The sequence below is a fragment of the Shinella kummerowiae genome (genome assembly GCF_009827055.1).
Classification (GTDB): Bacteria; Pseudomonadota; Alphaproteobacteria; order Rhizobiales; family Rhizobiaceae; genus Shinella; species Shinella kummerowiae.
Window position 1 is genome coordinate 1 of sequence record NZ_WUMK01000038.1, and the last position, 892, is coordinate 892.

Genomic DNA, 892 nt, shown 5'->3' on the forward strand with positions numbered 1-892 from the left:
GGCGTCAAGGTCAAGTCGGTCGCCGAACTGGTCGACAAGCTGAAAAACGAAGCCGGCGTGCTCTGAGACAGAAAAGGGAGAACTAAACCATGGCCATTCTTCTTCTGGCAGATCACGACAATGCGCATCTTTCCGACCAGACGGCGAAGGCGCTGACGGCGGCTTCGAAAATCGGCTCCGACGTGCATGTGCTCGTCGCAGGCGCCGGTGCCAAGGCGGCGGCCGACCAGGCGGCAAAGCTCTCGGGCGTCACCAAGGTGCTCGTCGCCGAGGATGCGAGCCTTGCCAACAACCTTGCCGAACCGCTGGCAGCGCTCATCGTGTCGCTCGCCGGCAATTACGATGCCATCGTCTCGGCCGCGACCTCGGTCGGCAAGAACGTTCTGCCGCGCGTGGCAGCGCTGCTCGACGTGGCGCAGGTCTCTGAGATCATCGAGGTGGTCTCTTCCGACACGTTCAAGCGTCCGATCTATGCGGGCAATGCGATCCAGACGGTGCAGTCCACCGACGCCAAGAAGGTGATCACCGTTCGCACGGCGTCCTTCGCGGCAGCCGGTGAGGGGGGCAGCGCCTCGGTCGAGAGCGTCTCGGCGGCGGCGAACCCGGGTCTGTCGACCCACGTCAAGGATGCCCTGTCGTCGTCCGACCGTCCGGAACTGACCTCGGCCAAGATCATCATCTCGGGTGGTCGTGCGCTCGGCTCGTCGGAAAAGTTCCAGGAAGTGATCCTGCCCGTCGCCGACAAGCTCGGTGCCGCCGTCGGCGCAAGCCGCGCGGCCGTCGATGCCGGCTACGCGCCGAACGACTGGCAGGTCGGTCAGACCGGCAAGGTGGTCGCGCCGCAGCTCTACATCGCCTGCGGCATCTCGGGTGCGATCCAGCACCTCGCCGG

1 protein-coding gene is annotated in these 892 nt (G+C 65.4%); it reads left to right on the forward strand.

Annotated features, from left to right (window positions below; translation table 11 throughout):
* Positions 1 to 89 precede the first annotated feature (89 nt).
* Positions 90 to 892 (forward strand): electron transfer flavoprotein subunit alpha/FixB family protein (locus tag GR138_RS30145; protein WP_160862941.1); only part of this gene is annotated, 803 nt, incomplete at its 3' end.